At 34.1% G+C, this 17660-nt stretch carries 13 protein-coding genes and 3 tRNA genes; 7 read left to right on the top strand and 9 right to left on the bottom strand.

Annotated elements, in window-relative coordinates:
• Positions 1–7: 7 nt before the first annotated feature.
• From H601_RS0102145 to H601_RS0102125, 5 genes are all read right to left on the bottom strand, one after another.
• On the bottom strand, positions 8–691 hold the full coding sequence (locus H601_RS0102145) for an anaerobic ribonucleoside-triphosphate reductase activating protein (protein WP_026709980.1): 684 nt from the start codon (positions 689–691) through the stop codon (positions 8–10).
• Positions 675–845 carry an anaerobic ribonucleoside-triphosphate reductase gene (gene nrdD / locus H601_RS16870; protein ID WP_156900325.1) on the bottom strand — a complete coding sequence of 57 codons (171 nt, stop codon included), beginning with the start codon at positions 843–845 and terminating at the stop codon, positions 675–677. Before nrdD ends, H601_RS0102145 begins: the two co-directional genes overlap by 17 nt.
• A complete protein-coding gene (locus H601_RS0102135; RefSeq protein WP_026709979.1) occupies positions 823–2943 on the bottom strand; it encodes a ribonucleoside triphosphate reductase in 2121 nt (706 codons plus the stop codon). Before H601_RS0102135 ends, nrdD begins: the two co-directional genes overlap by 23 nt.
• Before the next feature lie 864 nt (positions 2944–3807).
• Positions 3808–5178 carry a 30S ribosomal protein S6--L-glutamate ligase gene (gene rimK / locus H601_RS0102130; protein ID WP_026709978.1) on the bottom strand — a complete coding sequence of 457 codons (1371 nt, stop codon included), beginning with the start codon at positions 5176–5178 and terminating at the stop codon, positions 3808–3810.
• A 90-nt stretch (positions 5179–5268) separates the two neighbouring features.
• Entirely contained in the window at positions 5269–7818 is a 2550-nt protein-coding gene (locus tag H601_RS0102125; protein WP_026709977.1) for an ATP-dependent Clp protease ATP-binding subunit, read from the bottom strand.
• Between the two features lie 255 nt (positions 7819–8073).
• Between H601_RS0102125 and gyrA the strand changes: the two genes are divergently transcribed.
• Positions 8074–10647: a DNA gyrase subunit A gene (gyrA, locus tag H601_RS0102120; protein ID WP_026709976.1), complete on the top strand. Its 2574-nt coding sequence runs from the start codon at positions 8074–8076 to the stop codon at positions 10645–10647.
• Between the two features lie 23 nt (positions 10648–10670).
• The gene (locus H601_RS0102115; protein WP_026709975.1) at positions 10671–11942 is read left to right on the top strand and encodes a tetratricopeptide repeat protein; all 1272 of its coding nucleotides are present in this window, start codon (positions 10671–10673) and stop codon (positions 11940–11942) included.
• A gap of 60 nt (positions 11943–12002) precedes the next feature.
• Here H601_RS0102115 and H601_RS0102110 read toward each other — a convergent pair whose 3' ends face one another.
• Both H601_RS0102110 and H601_RS0102105 read right to left on the bottom strand, forming a co-directional pair.
• Positions 12003–12764: a C40 family peptidase gene (locus H601_RS0102110; protein WP_026709974.1), complete on the bottom strand. Its 762-nt coding sequence runs from the start codon at positions 12762–12764 to the stop codon at positions 12003–12005.
• A 16-nt stretch (positions 12765–12780) separates the two neighbouring features.
• Positions 12781–13959: an acetyl-CoA C-acyltransferase gene (locus H601_RS0102105; RefSeq protein WP_026709973.1), complete on the bottom strand. Its 1179-nt coding sequence runs from the start codon at positions 13957–13959 to the stop codon at positions 12781–12783.
• 281 nt (positions 13960–14240) lie between these two features.
• Between H601_RS0102105 and H601_RS0102100 the strand changes: the two genes are divergently transcribed.
• From H601_RS0102100 to H601_RS15065, 5 genes are all read left to right on the top strand, one after another.
• A tRNA-Ser gene (locus tag H601_RS0102100) sits at positions 14241–14324 on the top strand.
• A gap of 10 nt (positions 14325–14334) precedes the next feature.
• Positions 14335–14409: transfer RNA gene (locus tag H601_RS0102095), tRNA-Pro, on the top strand.
• Between the two features lie 4 nt (positions 14410–14413).
• Positions 14414–14487 (top strand) — tRNA-Arg (locus H601_RS0102090).
• 265 nt (positions 14488–14752) lie between these two features.
• Complete coding sequence (locus H601_RS0102085) at positions 14753–15241, top strand: hypothetical protein (protein ID WP_026709972.1); 489 nt, start codon at positions 14753–14755, stop codon at positions 15239–15241.
• Positions 15242–15289: 48 nt separating this feature from the next.
• Positions 15290–15904 carry a M15 family metallopeptidase gene (locus H601_RS15065; protein WP_051220629.1) on the top strand — a complete coding sequence of 205 codons (615 nt, stop codon included), beginning with the start codon at positions 15290–15292 and terminating at the stop codon, positions 15902–15904.
• Here H601_RS15065 and H601_RS0102075 read toward each other — a convergent pair whose 3' ends face one another.
• Together H601_RS0102075 and H601_RS0102070 are read right to left on the bottom strand one after the other, a co-directional pair.
• A complete protein-coding gene (locus tag H601_RS0102075) occupies positions 15905–16468 on the bottom strand; it encodes a hypothetical protein (RefSeq protein WP_026709971.1) in 564 nt (187 codons plus the stop codon).
• A 7-nt stretch (positions 16469–16475) separates the two neighbouring features.
• Positions 16476–17654: a THUMP-like domain-containing protein gene (locus H601_RS0102070; RefSeq protein ID WP_026709970.1), complete on the bottom strand. Its 1179-nt coding sequence runs from the start codon at positions 17652–17654 to the stop codon at positions 16476–16478.
• Positions 17655–17660 lie beyond the last annotated feature (6 nt).

Here is a 17660-nt window from a genome sequence, read left to right as displayed (position 1 = left end):
AATCATATTAACGCATGCAAAGTCGAATGTTATGAGTTGATAAATGCGTATAGTCAAAATTTTTTGAATTAATGAGTGGCTTCAAAGTGATTGAATTATTTCTGAAGGGTTGCAAAAAATAATTTCCATTATAGTCATTATCTTCTAAAAGTTGGGTCATTTGGACAATATCATTTTCATTTAACAAATCGGTGTGAACAGTTGTTCGCACTTCAAAAGGGGTTTTTGATTGTTGTAAAATAGAAAGACATTCCAAAAATTGCTCATAAAACCTAGATTCAGTAATGCTTTTAAACTTAGCTCGGGTTGCTTTAAAATCTAAAGCAACATAATCAATCAAACCCAAGGTAATGGCTTCCCGTAATCGTGCTGGCTTACTACCGTTAGTGTCAACTTTAATCAAAAACCCCATCGCTTTAATCAAAACCATTAATTCTAAGGATTCTTTGTACAACAAACATTCGCCACCACTAAAAACAACAGCATCTAATAAACCTCTTCGTTTTTCCAAAAAAGAAAGTATTTCGGGAATGGAATAACTTCCTTTCCCGAAAACAATCTCCGGATTATAACAATAACTACATTTCATATTGCATCCCGCAAACCAAAGAATGCACGCAGTTTGGTCAGGATAATCCAATAAGGTAAAGGCAGTGATGCTATGAACAATTTTTTTAGCACTTGGTTTCATTAAAATGTGTGCGTTGTTTGTGTTCTCCTTTTTTACCAATGTTAAAACTTTCTACCGGCCTGTGATAGCCCATTACTCGGGTATAAACTAAACATTTGGTTCGCAATTCGTTGTGTTGTTCTAATACAGAATTAGTTTGAGGTTGTGATTTCATAGTGGTTTGATTTAAGTTTTTCTAATAAAATTTCGTCGCATTTCGGACAGTATTCGTGTTCACCATTCAAATAACCGTGAACGGAACAAACACTAAATACAGGGGTAACGGTGATATAAGGTAATTTAAAGTTGGTAATCACTTTTTTTACAAAATTTCTGCAAGCTTCGGGTGAGCTGATTTTTTCATTCATATATAAATGCAAAACGGTTCCTCCCGTGTATTTACATTGTAAATCATCTTGCATCATTAAAGCTTCAAACGGATCTTCGGTAAAATCTACCGGAATTTGTGAACTATTGGTGTAATAAATATTTTCTCCTTCACCGGCTTGAATAATATCGTGATAACGCTTTTTATCTTCTTTGGCAAAACGATAGGTGGTTCCTTCGGCCGGAGTAGCCTCTAAATTGTATAAATTTCCGGTTTCCTCCTGAAATGCTTTCATACAATTTCTTATATGTTCTAATAATTCTAAGGCCATTTCAGAACCAAAATGACTCGTAATGTCGTGTTTACCATTTGTGAAATTTAAAATCATTTCATTAATTCCATTCACACCAATGGTGGAAAAATGATTCCGAAAATGAGGCAAATAGCGTTTGGTATACGGATACAATCCTCGGTCGTACATCTCTTGCACAAATACACGTTTTTTCTCTAAAGTTGATTTTGAAATTGCTAACAGATGATCCAATTGCTGATACAACTGCAATTTGTTACCGGCATTCAAATAGCCCAAACGAGCCATATTAATAGTAACAACACCAATACTTCCGGTCATTTCTGCACTGCCAAATAAACCATTGCCTCGTTTTAATAATTCTCGCAAATCTAGTTGTAATCTACAGCACATGCTTCGAACAGCATTGGGTTTGTAGGCATTCGGGTTTTCTACTTTTTGGCCGTTAGCATCAAAAGTGTACTGGCTTCCAATAAAATTCTGAAAGTAAGACGACCCAATTTTGGCCGTATTTTCAAATAATAAGTCGGTGTTTTCTCCATACCAATCAAAATCTTCAGTAATGTTTACTGTGGGAATGGGAAAAGTAAAGGGTTGTCCATTGGCATCGCCCTCCGTCATCACCGTGTAATAGGCTTTATTAATCATATTCATTTCCGGTTGAAAATGTTCATACCGCATTTCAAAAACCTCAGCAACGCCCCTAAGCTTTGCTCGATGTGCCAAATCGGGTGTTGTATGATGTAGAAATAAGTGTGCATTATTACGTGTAGGAATTTGTTCTTTCAAATCACTCGGAACAACCCAATCCAAAGTGATATTCGTAAAAGGTGATTGTCCCCACCGTGCGGGAACATTTAAATTATAAACAAAACTTCGTACAGCTTTTAGCACCTCTTCAAAACGTAAGTTATCTTTAAAAACATAGGGTGCTAAATAGGTATCAAACGAACTAAACGCTTGTGCACCCGCCCATTCACTCTGCAAAATGCCTAAAAAATTAGCCATTTGTCCCAAAGCTTCTCTAAAATGAGAGGGAGGTTTACTTTCCACACGGCCACGAACTCCGTTAAACCCATCGTTTAATAAAACGCGTAAACTCCATCCTGCACAATAACCGGTCAAGCAATCCAAATCGTGTATATGAATATCACCGTTTCGGTGTGCATAGCCTTCTTCTGGAGTGTACACTTTATCCAACCAGTAGTTGGCAATAATTTTACCGGCCACATTATTCACTAAGCCGGCATTTGAATAAGATGTATTGGCATTCGCATTAATTCGCCAATCGGTTTGCGATATGTATTCTTCAATGGTTTGAGTACTGTCAACATAGGTCGTGTCTTCATTTAATCCGTTAACGTGTTCTCGCTGTAATTTACGCGTATGTCGGTAAAGCATGAACGAACGCATTACGTCATAATGATTAAAGTCAAACAATACTTTTTCTATGGTATCTTGAATTTCTTCAACCGCAAAGGTCTCTTTATACGCTAAATGTTTCATAACTTCCACCACAACTTCCGGAGGATAGGGTTGTGATTCACTTTGAAAAGCTTTTTCGATAGCTTGTGCTATTTTAAATTTTTCAAACGGCTTAAAAACACCATTTCTTTTAATAACATATTTTTCCATACATCATGATTTTAAAAATAATTAAGTTGAATTGCTTCTTCAAAAATAAATTAAATAATACTTTTTTATCCTATTTGAATAATTATATATCAACATATTAAAAAATATTTTGTTAATAAGTTTAGAGATTTTTTAAATGAATATAGAAATTGACAAATTGAATTTGCAACAATATACCATATGACTATCAAAGGTATAAATGACATTTTTTAGCATAAATGACACCCAAATCAAACTTAAAATAGAAGTCAATTGCAATCGGTATTCCAATAGAATTTTTCAGTAACTTTAAATGTTGAAGTAAAAGCAAGTAAAACTCAAAGACTACTCAAAGTCTAGTCATAACCAAGGATAATGTATGAGAACAGAACCAAAACGAATATGTATCTACCCAAAGGACATACAACGCATTACAGGTAAGTCTTACCAACAAAGTAAACGAATGTTACAAAAGATTAGAAAGGACCTTAATAAGCTAGATAATGAGTTATTAAGTGTAGAGGAGTTCTGCCAATATACTAGCTTAAAATATGAACAAGTAGAACCCTTAATAATAGGATAATCTATCATTCAACCTAGCTAAAAAATGAACCATTTTAATTGATAATCTCATGAATTTAAACTATATTTGAGCTATTCAATACAAGTAATAAATTGAGTTAAATTTAAAGGTGCACAATTCGGTGCACTCATTTTGATAAAGATCGGAAGCCTTATAAATAAAGGAATAGGAGAGGTGTTACAAATCCCTCTTTCTCCGCAAGCTGAAAAGTAATTCAATTAAAAACCCTTAAAATACATAATTTAAGGGTTTTTTTAATATTCAAAAATTATTCAAAGTAAATAATCAGAATTGGAATTATTTTATTTTACTTTAAAATTCTTCTCAATCGCCTTAATCATTTCGCCTGCAATATCTTTGTTAGTCGCCCCTTCAATTCCTTCCAAACCAGGAGAAGAGTTGACTTCCAACAAAAGAGGGCCTTTACTCGAACGGATAATATCTACTCCAGCAACTTTTAAGCCCATAGCTTTGGCTGCTTTAATGGCGATTACTTTCTCTTCTTTAGTAGGTTTAATCACTGTAGCTGTTCCGCCTAAATGAATATTGGCTCTAAATTCTCCGGCTAATGCTTCTCTTTGAATTGTGGCAACTACTTTTCCATCAATGACAAACAAACGCAAATCTTTTCCGTTGGCTTCTTTGATGAATTCTTGTACTAAAATGTTTGCATTCAAACTTTTAAAAGCGTTAATCACACTTTCTGCAGCTTTTTTGGTTTCTGCCAAAACAACTCCTTTTCCTTGTGTTCCTTCTAATAGCTTTACTATTAAAGGAGTTCCACCTACCATTTTAATCAAATCATCTGTATCTAATGGCGAATTGGCAAATCCGGTGGTTGGAATATCGATTCCATTATTCAAGAGCAATTGCAACGAATACAATTTATCCCGCGATTGCGTTATTGCCGAAGAAGAATTCAAACAAAAAATCTTCAACGCTTCAAATTGACGCGTCAACGCACAACCATAAAACGTGATGTTCGGACGAATTCTTGGAATAACCGCATCCAATTCATTCAAAATTTTTCCTCCACGGTAATGAATTTCGGGCGTGTCGGCATCCAATTTCATGTAACATTCTTTAATGTTGAGAAATTGCATTTCGTGACCACGGCGTTCACCGGCTTCCATAATTCTTTTGTTGCTGTACAATTCCGGATTGCTGGCTAAAAGTCCAATTTTTAAACCTCTTTTTTCATTGAGTACTTCGGGATATAAATCTTTTAATTTATCTGTTGAAGTATCACCAAGTAGGTATTTTTGTTCCGGGTCAACCAACGCTCGTCCGCTCATGGCTTCTCGACCTAACAACATGCGAAAACCCATAGAATCTCGATTAGTCAGTGTCATTTCGATTGCCCAACTCGATTCTCCTAATTGTAATTGGGTTTGAATCACAAAACGCTGTTCTCTAAAACCACTAGAGCTTTTGACAATTCGTTTATCAATTAATGGAGCTTGACAACTTATTATTGTTTTTACATTATTTTGAATCGGATTGATGTCAAATTTTACCCAATGTTCTCCGTCTTTTACAAATGGGCTAATATTAATGGCATGCAGAGCAGAAGTTTTGGCTCCTGAATCTACACGAGCTTTGATGGTAGGAATTCCTAACTCTGGAAACGAACACCATTCTTCACTACCTAAAATTAATTTATTGTCTAACATTTTTTGATGATGATAATTAAAATAAAACCACGAATTCACATGATAAAAATAATTTATTCGTGAATTCGTGGCGTTATGAAAAGATTATATTTAACTCGTTGGCTTTTCGGCTTTTTTGATTTTTACCGTTAATTCATCGGCATTGTCTTCTAAATCCATAAAGATTTCATCACCTTCGTTAATTTTAGAAGTAATGATTTCTTCGGCAAGAGCATCCTCCACATATTTTTGAATGGCTCTTTTTAGCGGACGGGCTCCAAACTGTTTGTCAAAACCTTTTTCAGCAATGTAGGCTTTGGCTTTATCTGATAAATTTAGCGTATAACCTAAATCTTTGATACGAGCATATAATTTTTTCAATTCGATGTCGATAATCAAATTAATGTGTTCTTGTTCTAACGGATTGAAAACAATCACATCATCAATACGATTTAAAAATTCAGGGGCAAAAGTTTTCTTCAAAGCATTTTCGATAACGCTTTTTGAATGGTCATCAGCTTGTGAAACTTTTGCAGCTGTTCCAAAACCAACTCCTTGTCCAAAATCTTTTAATTGACGAGCTCCCACGTTGGAAGTCATAATGATAATGGTATTTCTAAAATCGATTTTTCTACCCAAACTATCTGTCAAATATCCGTCATCCAATACTTGCAACATCATATTGAAAACGTCAGGATGAGCTTTTTCAATTTCATCTAATAACACCACGCAATAGGGTTTGCGACGTACTTTTTCGGTTAATTGTCCACCTTCTTCATAACCTACATATCCTGGAGGTGCTCCAATTAATCTGGAAATGGCAAATTTTTCCATGTATTCGCTCATGTCAATACGCACCAATGCATCTTCTGAATCAAACAATTCTTTAGCAATAACTTTAGCCAATTGCGTTTTTCCAACACCGGTTTGACCAAGAAAAATAAACGAACCGATTGGACGATTTGGATCTTTCAATCCCGCACGATTACGTTGAATGGAGCGAGCAATTTTCATGACCGCTTCATCTTGACCAATTACCTTTCCTTTAATTAATTCGGGAAGGTGGGCTAATTTGTTGCTTTCGGTTTGAGCAATTCGGTTCACCGGAATGCCTGTCATCATCGAAACAACATCGGCTACATTATCTTCGGTAACGGTAATTCGATTGTTTTTAGAATCAATTTCCCATTGTTCTTGAGCGATGGCTAAATCTTTTTCAATGCGTTTTTCATCATCTCGCAACTTGGCCGCCTCTTCATATTTTTGCTTTTTAACGACTGTGTTTTTTAATTCTCGAACATCTTCTAATTGTTTTTCGAGTTCCAAAATTTGTTTTGGAACTTCTATGTTGGTGATGTGTACACGTGAACCCGCTTCGTCTAATGCATCAATTGCTTTGTCCGGTAAAAAACGGTCGGACATATAACGACTGGTTAATTTTACACACGCTTCAATTGCTTCAGGTGTGTACGTTACACTGTGATGGTCTTCGTATTTTCCTTTGATATTATTCAAAATGGTAATGGTTTCTTCCACTGAAGTTGGCTCAACAATTACCTTTTGAAAACGTCTTTCTAAGGCTCCGTCTTTTTCAATATATTGACGGTATTCGTCTAGCGTTGTAGCACCAATACATTGAATTTCACCTCGAGCTAAAGCAGGCTTAAACATGTTGGATGCATCCAAAGAACCGGTTGCACCACCTGCTCCCACAATAGTATGAATTTCGTCAATAAATAGAATAATATCGTCGTTCTTTTCTAATTCATTCATCACCGCTTTCATGCGTTCTTCAAATTGTCCACGGTATTTTGTCCCAGCAACTAAACTTGCCAAATCAAGCGTTACCACTCGCTTATTGAATAAAATACGAGAGACTTTCTTTTGAATGATTCGCAACGCTAAACCTTCAGCTATAGCCGATTTACCCACACCGGGTTCACCAATCAACAAAGGATTGTTTTTCTTTCTTCGGCTTAGGATTTGAGAAACCCGTTCAATTTCTTTTTCTCTTCCTACAACCGGGTCAAGTTTTCCTTCTTCAGCCAATTCAGTTAAATCGCGACCAAAATTATCTAAAACCGGAGTTTTCGATTTTTTATTGGTTTTTCCGGCCGGATTGTTAAAACTGCCTTCTTTTAAACTGTCATCTTGTCCGGAATCATCATTAAACGATTCGTTTTTAGGAAAGCTGTCAGTGTATTCTTCGTCGTTGTTATTGGGTATCATATTTAAATATTGTTCTTTAGCTGTATCATAATCGATTTTCAGCTTGTTAAGTAATTTTGTTGTAGGATCGTTTTCGTTCCTAAGAATACAGAGCAAAAGATGTGCCGTGCTAATAGAAGAACTTTGAAAAACTTTGGCTTCTAAGAAAGTAGTTTTCAAAGCTCTTTCCGCTTGACGGGTCAAATGTAAATTCTTCTTATCGTTGCCTACCTCAGTAATAGGATTAGGCGGACTCAGGATTTCAACTTTTTTTCGCAAGTAATCTAAATCAACATCTAAATTAGTGAGAATTGAAATTGCCTTTCCGTTGCCGTCTCTCAAAATGCCTAGCATCAAATGTTCAGTGCCAATAAAATCATGACCCAAACGAAGTGCTTCCTCTTTACTAAAGGTTATAACATCTTTTACTCTTGGAGAAAAATTATCATCCATAGCTTTTTTTTAATGGTAAATTTAATAAATATTCAGACCAAAAACAAAAATCATTCCGAACCGAATCTATTGTCAGCTAATTGACAAAAAAAAAATGAAAAATAAAAGCCAAAACAATGTATAATTATTAACTAAAAAAGGTGTGGATTTTGTTAATAAATCGTTGAAATTACCTAGCAAAAAAGCTTCCTAAAAGCCCAAAAATTCGTATATTGGCACGTTTGAAATAGCTATAAATTTAATATTTAAATACTTATGTCTGAAGGAGAAAAATTAATTCCTATTAACATTGAGGATGAGATGAAATCAGCGTACATCGACTATTCGATGTCAGTTATTGTTTCCAGAGCATTACCGGATGTTAGAGATGGTTTAAAACCTGTACACCGTAGAGTGCTTTACGGAATGTATGATTTAGGAGTTTTTTCAAATAGAGCTCACAAGAAATCCGCAAGAATTGTTGGAGAAGTTTTAGGTAAATATCACCCACACGGAGATTCATCTGTTTATGATGCGATGGTTCGTATGGCTCAAGAATGGAGTTTACGTTATTTATTAGTAGATGGTCAAGGTAACTTTGGATCGGTTGACGGTGATAGTCCGGCAGCGATGCGTTACACTGAAGCCAGAATGCAAAAGATTTCAGAAGAAATCATGGCAGATATTGAAAAAGAAACGGTTGATTTTCAATTGAACTTTGATGATACATTATATGAGCCTAAAGTAATGCCAACCAAAATTCCAAACTTATTAGTGAATGGAGCTTCGGGTATTGCTGTTGGTATGGCTACAAATATGCCACCACACAATTTAACAGAAGTGATTGATGGTACTTTAGCTTATATTGATAATAATGAAATTGAAATTGACGAATTGATGAATTTTGTCAAAGCACCTGATTTTCCAACAGGTGGTATTATTTATGGTTATGAAGGTGTACGAGAAGCGTTCAAAACAGGTAGAGGCCGAATTGTGATGCGGGCTAAAACTTCTTTTGAGGAAAGTAACGGAAGAGAAGCAATCATTGTAACTGAAATTCCATACCAAGTGAACAAAGCGGATATGATTAAAAAAACCGCTGATTTGGTAAATGAGAAAAAAATTGAAGGAATTTCAAATATTAGAGATGAATCGGATAGAAATGGTATGCGAATCGTTTACGAATTAAAACGAGATGCAGTGCCTAATGTTGTTTTAAATACCTTATATAAGTTTACACAATTACAATCTTCGTTTAGTGTAAACAATATTGCGTTAGTAAATGGTCGTCCGCAAATGTTGAATCTAAAAGATTTGATTCATTATTTTGTGGAACACCGTCATGATGTAGTGGTGAGAAGAGCTCAATTTGATTTACGTAAAGCAGAAGAAAGAGCACACATTTTAGAAGGTTTAATCATTGCATCGGATAATATTGATGAAGTAATTGCTTTAATTCGTGGTTCAAAAGATGGTGATGAAGCCCGTACAAAATTGATTGAACGTTTTTCGTTAACGGAAATTCAAGCACGTGCAATTGTAGAAATGCGTTTGCGTCAACTAACCGGATTGGAACAAGATAAGTTACGTGCTGAGTATGAAGAAATAATGAAATTGATCGCTTATTTGAGAGATTTATTAGCAAACAAAGACTTGAGAATGCAAGTTATCAAGGATGAATTGATTGAAATGCGTGATAAATATGGAGATGCAAGACGTTCTGTGATTGAATATTCGGGTGGTGATGTAAGCATAGAAGATTTAATTGCTGATGAAAATGTTGTGATTACCATTTCACATGCCGGTTATATCAAACGCACTAATTTATCTGAATACAAAACGCAAAATAGAGGAGGAGTTGGTCAAAAAAGTGCCGGAACTAGAGATCAAGATTTCTTAGAGCATTTATTTGTGGCAACCAATCACCAGTACATGTTATTCTTTACTCAAAAAGGAAAATGTTTCTGGATGCGTGTATATGAAATTCCGGAAGGAAGTAAAACGTCAAAAGGAAGAGCAATTCAAAACTTAATCAACATTGAAAATGATGATAAAGTAAAAGCATTCATTTGTACTCAAGATTTGAAAAACGAAGAATATATCAATAGTCATTATGTGATTATGGCTACTAAACAAGGTCAAGTGAAAAAGACGTTGTTAGAACAATATTCTCGTCCGAGAGTAAACGGAATTGCAGCAATTACTATTAAGGAAGACGACGAATTGTTAGAAGCAAAATTAACCAACGGAAAAAGTCAAATTTTAGTGGCTGTAAAATCCGGAAAATTGGTTCGATTTGAAGAAAGCAAAACCCGTCCGATGGGAAGAAGTGCTTCCGGAGTTCGTGGAATTACCTTAGCAGATGATAAAGATGAGGTGATTGGCATGGTTTCTGTAAACGATATGAACAGTGAAATTTTGGTTGTTTCTGAAAATGGATACGGAAAACGCTCTTCATTAGAAGATTACAGAATTACTAACCGTGGTGGAAAAGGTGTAAAAACACTTAATATTACGGATAAAACCGGAAAATTGGTTTCTATTAACAATGTGACAGATGCAGACGACTTGATGATTATCAATAAATCTGGATTGACCATTAGAATGGAAGTTTCCGATTTACGCGTAATGGGAAGAGCCACACAAGGAGTTCGATTGATCAACATCAAAGGAAACGATTCTATTGCTGCGGTAACTAAAGTAATGAAAGAAGAAGCAGCTGAAGAAGTAGAATTTGAAGATGTTACTGCAGCAGTAACAGGCGAAACAGTTTCAAATGACAATTCATCAGTTGAATATGATGATGATTTCACAGAAAGTGATGACGAAAACAAAGATGACCAAGAATAAATATTAATTAAATTAACTGTAAAATGAAAAGTAGATACATCATTTCTGCCTTTGCTTTATTTTTAAGTTTGGGAGTATTTGCCCAAAAAGACCAATTAAAAGCATTGGAAAAAGCGATTAAAAACTATGAACCTAGTAACTTAAAAAAAGCTCTTACTGATGCTGAAGCGGTAATTGGTTCAGCTGCGGATGCAGAAAAAGCTCAGTATTATTTTTTAAAAGGTAATGCACATTTAGAATTTGCTAAAAAAGGTATGGAAAAAGGGAAGAACCTAGTTTCTGCTGCCAAATCATATCAAGACCTTTTAGCAATTGAAAAAACATTAGGAAAAAAGAAGTATTCTTCTGAAGCAGAAACTTCATTAGCAACGGTTAGAGATGAACTAGTAAATGCAGCCATTGAAGATAATGCTGCAAAAAAATATAAAGAAGGTACAGAAAAGTTGTATGAAGCATACAAATTAAACACTAAGGATACTGTTTATTTGTATTATGCTGCCAATGGTGCTGTAAATGCTAAGGATTATGACAAAGCATTATCGTTATATGATGAGTTAAAAAAATTAAACTATTCAGGTAAAGGAATGGCTTATTATGCTAAAAATGTTTTAACAGAAGAAGAGGATTTCTTCAACTCAAAACAAGAACGTGATAATTCAGTTCGATTGAAAATGCATGCCAATCCTAGAGATGAAAAATTGCCATCAAAAAGAGGTGAGATTCTTAGAAATTATGCCTTAATTTTAGTTGAAAAAGGAGAATCAGATAAAGCTAGAACTGCTATTCAAGAAGCTAGAAAATCTAATCCTGAAGATCATTCTTTGGCTATAACGGAAGCAAATTTATACTTAGAAGCTCAAGATTTCGACTCCTATAAAAAAATTGTAAATGAAATCTTGACCAGAAATCCTAATGATGTTGATTTATATTACAATTTAGGTGTAATCTCTTCTAAAGCAAATAATGTTGCGGATGCTGAAAAATATTATACAAAAGCCATTGAAATTGATCCAAAATATAAAAATGCTTATTTGAATTTAGCTATTTTGGTTTTAGATGCTGATACAAAATTAGTAGATGAATCCAATAAATTAGGAAACTCAGCTAAAGACAATAAGCGTTATGAGGAAATTAAAGTAGAACGCGAAAAGGTTTTCAAAAAAGCATTACCTTATTTAGAGAAAGTTGTTGAATTAGATCCTAAAAATAAAGAAGCTAAACAAACGTTGATGAATGTTTACTCTGCTTTGGATATGACTGATAAATACAAAGCAATTAAAAATACTTTAGATTAATAATTTTATAAATTTATTTTAAAAATAAAAAAAGGTCGGATTTAAATATCCGACCTTTTTTTATATAATTTTTTTTATGACTCTTAATTTATGTGTATGCCTATTCGTTTCAGCATTATAAATTCCTAAATGGTCCAGACGATCAATTCTAACTTTTCCACTGGCATGAATAATGTAGTTGTCATTCATAATGATACCTACATGGATGATTTTCCCCTCTTCATTATCAAAAAAAGCCAAATCACCGGCTTCACTTTCTTCTATAAAACTTAATGCTTCACCTTGAGTAGCTTGTTGAGAAGCATCCCGCAAGAGTTTATAACCGTTTAGTTTATAAACCATTTGTGTAAAACCTGAACAATCTATGCCAAAAGGGGTTTTTCCACCCCATAAATAGGGAGCATTTAAGTATAAAAAAGCCGTCTTAATTAATTCCTGCTTGGGTTTTTGACCGGTAACTTTTAAACCTTCAAAAATAAAATTGTTAACATTTATTTTTTCAAAATTTAAAAAAGTAAGTGCAGCTCCAAGCGGAATTGGCATTAAAATATTTTGGTCATTTGTTACAAATTCAACTAAGTCATTATTTAAAATTATGGATGATTTTGAAATTTCATCAAATTCGTTTTGCGTAATAATTTGACATTGTTTGGAATCAATCCAGCCTTCATATTGATCATAGTGAAGTTGAATTTTTAACCATTGTTTTTGTTGTTCAATAATGGTAAAATGTTCCCCAAATAATACCTGCGAAACTTGTTCGCTTCTATCATTTGGTTCAACCCTTAATGGAATAATTGCCAGATTACAAATTCCGTACATGCAAATAATTTATCAATTATGCTCTTTCAATAACAACAGCAGATGCACCGCCACCGCCATTGCAAATTGCTGCCGCACCAAATTTAGCATTATTTTGATGTAAAACATTAATTAACGTTACTAAAATTCTTGCACCAGAGCATCCAAGCGGATGTCCTAACGAAACCGCACCTCCATTTACATTGATTTTATCAGAGGATAAACCTAAAATTTTCGCATTTGCTAATCCTACAACAGAAAATGCTTCATTGAATTCAAAATAATCAATTTGATCAAGTGATAAACCGGCTTTGTCTAATGCAATTGGCAATGCTTTTGCCGGAGCAGTAGTAAACCATTTTGGTTCTTGAGCCGCATCAGCATAACTGGTTACATACGCTAATGGTTTTAATCCTAACTCATTTGCTTTTTCTTCACTCATTAAAACAAGAGCTGCTGCACCATCATTAATAGTAGAAGCATTTGCAGCGGTTACAGTGCCGTCTTTAGTAAAAACGGCATTCAAACTCGGAATCTTATCTAATTTTACGTTGGTAAATTCTTCATCTTTGGCAACGATTACTGGTTCTCCACGTCTTTGTGGTACTTCAACCGGCACAATTTCATTATCAAATTTACCTTCTTCCCATGCTTTGGCAGAACGTTGATACGATTGAATAGCAAAAGCGTCTTGTTCTTCTCTTGAGATTGAATATTCTTTTGCACACAAATCAGCACTAACCCCCATTGCATTATTATCATAAGCATCAGTTAAACCATCTTTTTGAAGACCGTCCAACATGGAAGCCGGGCCAAATTTGTAACCATTTCTTAAATGAACATAATGAGGAATCAAACTCATGTTTTCCATTCCACCCACTACAACAATCGAATTATCACCACATTTTATAGATTGAGCACCTTGCATAAACGCTTTCATACCCGAAGCACAAACTTTGTTTATAGTCGTACAAGGAACAGCATTTGAAAGCCCGGCATATAAAGCGGCTTGTCTGGCTGGAGCTTGACCAACACCAGCTTGTACAACATTACCCATAAGTACTTCATCCACTAATGATGGATCTAAATTTATTTTGGAAAGAGCTCCTTTTATGGCTGTTGCACCTAATTGAGGAGCAGTTACAGTAGATAAACCACCCATAAAACTACCCATTGGGGTTCTGACTGCTGATACAATGACAACTTTTTTGTTCATAATTAAGAAATAATAAGTTTAGATTGCGAATTTAATAATTTTTAAGCGATTGAGCGTATTAAATATGGTACTTTTTCAAAAATTAAATTCAATCTAAATTTCTATTTGACCACTCTAACAGGTTAGTAAACGAATAAAAAAATTTTATCTATCTAATTGACTGATAGTCGCTTTATTTATTTCATCAAAAAAAACCAAAAAAAATAGTTCAATTACTTGTAAACTTAAGAATGTTACGTTACATTTGCAACCGCAAAAAAAGTCAAGTTCTTTGCAGAATAGGAGAGGTGCCGGAGTGGTAACGGAGCAGATTGCTAATCTGTCATCGGGTAACCGATGCCAGGGTTCGAATCCCTGTCTCTCCGCTTTTTTTCTCGGGGTGTAGCGTAGCCCGGTTATCGCGCCTGCTTTGGGAGCAGGAGGCCGCAGGTTCGAATCCTGCCACCCCGACTACGGTCCAGTAGCTCAGCTGGATAGAGCAACTGCCTTCTAAGCAGTAGGTCTCAGGTTCGAATCCTGACTGGATCACATCAAAACCATCTGATTTTTCAGGTGGTTTTTTTGTTTTAAAACCATATTATTAATTGTACTAAGCAAAAATTATTTAAGAATATTTTCTTTTAAACCATTGAAATATAGCTTGTAATGTTGTTTTAAACGATTTTTTTTACTTTTTCAACGTTTTTATGGTGAAATATTAACCTAAAATAGTAACTTTCCACCTTAATTTACTTGTTTGTAGCCCCAAATACTACTAACAATTTTTTACAAAATCAGAAAACATCACCGATAAATGTCGCCTGAAGAAAAATTGAATATTATTAACCGGTTAAATGCCCTTGAAAACCAGCAAAAAAAGAACCTGGATGATATAAGTGCACTCCGCAAATACCTTGAAGAAAATCCGAAGCTTGTTAAAAGTTGGTCCGATTTAAATGAGGTAAGTGGCTATTATATTGATAGTTTTTCAAAAATTGAATCCTACGAAAATAGACCGGTGCATGACGATAATCGAAATGTTTTTGCCACCGAAAATCAAGCGAAGTCTGCATTGGCGAAAGCTCAACTTTCTCAATTGCTTCACTCTTATTTTAGTGGTTGGAATCATCATTTAGAGAATTATGCCATCCTACCACAAATCAAAGAGGGCGAATTTATTCCTTATATTGGCATTTCAGTTTTACCTCAATTTTTAGCTTTTCGATCCAGAGATAAAGCACTTTTATTTTATGAACAACATAAAGAGTTGATTCATGATTATTGGAGTGAATTTTTACCCTAACTTTTTTCTTGTATCTTTACTCGTGGCAAATTAAAAGCTGTGTATAAAATGAATAAAGTTATCTTTTTTCTATTTTTTTTCATTCAAATTAGTTTTTGTCAAACGACAACTCCAAATGATACCTTGTTTGTTCGGTTAAAAGATTTTTCCAATCAGTTTGAATATGATTTGCGATATGCCACTGAAAATAATTTTTTGAATGCAAAAGTGTACGATTGTGCCGAATGTTATTTGCGATATAAAACAGTCAAAAAATTAATTGAAGCCAACGAAAAATTTTTGAAACTCGGCTACAAAATAAAACTTTTCGATTGCTATCGACCGTTGGATGTTCAAAAGAAAATGTGGAAAATTGTGCCTAATCCAATTTATGTAGCAGATCCCTCCAAAGGTTCAATTCATAACAGAGGATGTGCGGTTGATTTGACTTTAGTTGATTTAAGTGGAAATGAACTCGATATGGGTACACCCTTTGATCATTTCGGTAAAGAAGCCGCTCATTTGTACGAAAATAGTTCTGAAGTAGTTAAAAACAATCGTAAACTATTACGTGAAACAATGGAAAGTTCTTCTTTTAGAGTGTTTCAATCCGAATGGTGGCACTATAATTTAGCTACTGAACCAACTGATAAAATTTCAAATTTTACTTGGCAATGTGATTGATTATTCTACACAATGCAAATAATCAATAAAGAAATTAGCGGGACGATTAAATTCTTTTAACAATTCTGACTCCATTTCGAGTTTTATTCGAAAGTCAATGGTTTCTGTACTATATTTGATACGAATCATGCTTATCGGGCTTTGTTTTAACTCTTTAAAAGAATCTTTTAAAAACATAAAATTAGCTGATAAAACGCGTACATTTTTATTGTCGCTGTAAAAGAAATTTCCACAGTTTTCTTCTTGTACGTGAATTAAGGTTATTATTTTACCGTTTTCTAACTGAACATACATTTTGGTAGAAGCATCAATACAAATTGCTTTAATGAAGGCATTATTCTTTTGCACTTGTTGCAAGGTAAGATAGGGAGTTCCGTCATCATTTGTTAATGAGAAAAATAAATATTGCTCATTTTGACCAAAAATACGTTCATAAAGCAAGACTTCTTTGGTTGTTTTTAAACTTCCTAAACTATCCTTAACTTCTGTTGTATATTCACATTTTCGTTGTGCAAAAGTTTGTAATGAATAAAAGGCAAATAGCAATACAAGTAAAATTCTCATTTTTAAATTATAATTTTTTGCAAAGTAAAACAATTTTTTGGTTTTCTTCATCCGTTGTATAAAAGCAATACACCTCTCCACCGTCTTTGATTTTCCATTTTTTTCGTAAAGTTTCTACCGTTTCCGGAAAATTTCTTATCGTGATATTGGCTTTTGAAAGTCCAAGTTGCATCATATTTTTTTTGTTGTATAGAATTGTTTGTTGCAGTTCAAAAACTCTGCCACAAAAATTAATTAGCTCATTTGAAGTATAAAGATGTGAATGAGGATGCAATTTTTTCAATTTAAAAAAATGAGCAACTTCATCAAATCCACCTGATTTCATAATGGCGGCATTTGGTTCGTAAAGGTATTTTTCAGGTTTACCCAACGTTGCTTTACTCGAGTCTTCGTTTAAAACAAAGTCAAAAAGTTCCGTTTTTGATTTGGTCAAATTCACTGTTTTCAGAGTGGGTTGACCTGAATACTCTTTTTCAATTTCCCATAACAACTCTTTTACTTCATTTTCAACAGCAATAATGTGAATGTTTTTTACAAAATTCAGTTCATTCAACCCTGCTTTTATGTCTAAAATTGGGGCTGTTTTGATTAAGATTTGTTTTGAAAACTGAAAGTAATAATTCATTAATTCAGGAACATTTGGTTCGCAATCTTTCAATATGAAAACTTTCCCTTTTTGTTCATTTCTTCGGGAAGGATCGATATACAGCCAATCAAATTGTTGTTGTAATGACGAAAGTATTTCTTCACTATTTCCGGCAATACATTGAATATTGTTTGCGTTTAATTGCTTGAAATTATGTTGAACAATTGAGGATAAAACTGCATTTTGTTCACTATGAATGACCGATTCAAACTGTTTTGAAAAGAAATAGGCATCAATTCCAAAACCTCCGGTTAAGTCGATAATTTTTTTGCCCCTGATTAAACTTGATTTGAAGATTGCGGTTTTTTCTGATGAAGTTTGTTCAACCGAAATTTTTGAGGGATATATAATATTTCGCGTGGAATACCAAAGCGGTAATTTTTCTTTTGCTTTAGCTTTAGCTTCAATTTGTTGCAAAATTAATTTCCATTCCACATGTGGAAAAGGATTTTTTTGAAAAGCCAATTGCGAGGTTGGATTTTCACACTGTTTCCTAATATATTCTTGAATTTCGTTTGTTAATAATGCTTCCAAAAGGATTTTTTT

The sequence above is a fragment of the Flavobacterium filum DSM 17961 genome (assembly GCF_000425465.1).
Classification (GTDB): domain Bacteria; phylum Bacteroidota; class Bacteroidia; order Flavobacteriales; family Flavobacteriaceae; genus Flavobacterium; species Flavobacterium filum.
The sequence above is the reverse complement of the archived record's forward strand: the minus strand, read 5'-3'. Positions and strand labels throughout refer to the sequence as shown.

Coding starts and splice junctions, on each gene's coding strand:
- H601_RS0102115 (WP_026709975.1), top strand. CDS start 10,671: ATGAAAAGTAGATACATCATTTCTGCCTTTGCTTTATTTTTAAGTTTG.
- H601_RS0102075 (WP_026709971.1), bottom strand. CDS start 16,468: ATGAGAATTTTACTTGTATTGCTATTTGCCTTTTATTCATTACAAACT.
- H601_RS0102085 (WP_026709972.1), top strand. CDS start 14,753: ATGTCGCCTGAAGAAAAATTGAATATTATTAACCGGTTAAATGCCCTT.
- H601_RS0102145 (WP_026709980.1), bottom strand. CDS start 691: ATGAAACCAAGTGCTAAAAAAATTGTTCATAGCATCACTGCCTTTACC.
- H601_RS0102135 (WP_026709979.1), bottom strand. CDS start 2,943: ATGGAAAAATATGTTATTAAAAGAAATGGTGTTTTTAAGCCGTTTGAA.
- gyrA (WP_026709976.1), top strand. CDS start 8,074: ATGTCTGAAGGAGAAAAATTAATTCCTATTAACATTGAGGATGAGATG.
- H601_RS0102110 (WP_026709974.1), bottom strand. CDS start 12,764: ATGTACGGAATTTGTAATCTGGCAATTATTCCATTAAGGGTTGAACCA.
- H601_RS0102105 (WP_026709973.1), bottom strand. CDS start 13,959: ATGAACAAAAAAGTTGTCATTGTATCAGCAGTCAGAACCCCAATGGGT.
- rimK (WP_026709978.1), bottom strand. CDS start 5,178: ATGTTAGACAATAAATTAATTTTAGGTAGTGAAGAATGGTGTTCGTTT.
- H601_RS15065 (WP_051220629.1), top strand. CDS start 15,290: ATGAATAAAGTTATCTTTTTTCTATTTTTTTTCATTCAAATTAGTTTT.
- H601_RS0102125 (WP_026709977.1), bottom strand. CDS start 7,818: ATGGATGATAATTTTTCTCCAAGAGTAAAAGATGTTATAACCTTTAGT.
- nrdD (WP_156900325.1), bottom strand. CDS start 845: ATGAAATCACAACCTCAAACTAATTCTGTATTAGAACAACACAACGAA.